The following is a 649-nucleotide window of genomic DNA, read 5'->3' as shown; positions in this document are numbered from 1 at the left end:
CGCCGGTCCCCCCGTCGAGGTGGCTGGAGGCGAAGGCGACGCCTTTGTCGATCATGGCGCCGTCGTCGGCGTAGGTGTTGTGGGCGGCGAAGTTCATGCCGTCGGAGCAGACCGGGTCTTCGGTGGCGCAGACCTTGATGGTCTTGTCGGCGAAGGTGGGTCCGATGACGACGGGGGGTTCGCCGAGGAAGTTCATCGCGCGCACGTTGGGGGTGCCGAACAGCACGACCGAGGACACGTGTTGGGCGATGGAGGGGTCCAGGGGCTTGGGCACGGTGTTGGGGTCGATGCCGTCGGGGACCGAGGGGGAGGTGACGAAGCCCATGACGGCGGCGCCCTGGGAGTAGCCGCCGAGCACCATCTTGGTGTTGGGGCAGTCGTGGGCCATCGAAACCACGTGTGCGCCCGCGTCTCTGACGCCGTCGATGCCGGTGGCCCATTGGTCGCTGGCGGGGTAGTTGACCGGGTACACGTCGAACGAGCGGGAGCCGACGCGCGAGTGCAGGGCGTCGACGAAGGCTTGGCCGGTGGGGCCGACGCCGGGGGCTTCGCCGGTGCCGCGGGCGAAGACCACTTGGACGTCGGGACATTGGGCCGAAGCGGTGGGGAGGACAGAACCAGCGAGCGCCGACCCGGCGAGGCCGGACGC

The 649-nt window shown here is 69.8% G+C and carries 1 protein-coding gene; it reads right to left on the bottom strand.

The window, feature by feature from the left end; genetic code table 11:
- Positions 1 to 649: cutinase family protein (locus BST44_RS29245; RefSeq protein ID WP_083180056.1), on the bottom strand; the 649-nt coding region annotated here is incomplete at both ends.

Source organism: Mycobacterium scrofulaceum (assembly GCF_002086735.1).
In the GTDB taxonomy this organism is placed as follows: Bacteria; Actinomycetota; Actinomycetes; order Mycobacteriales; family Mycobacteriaceae; genus Mycobacterium; species Mycobacterium scrofulaceum.
This window is presented reverse-complemented; position numbering and strand designations above follow the sequence as displayed.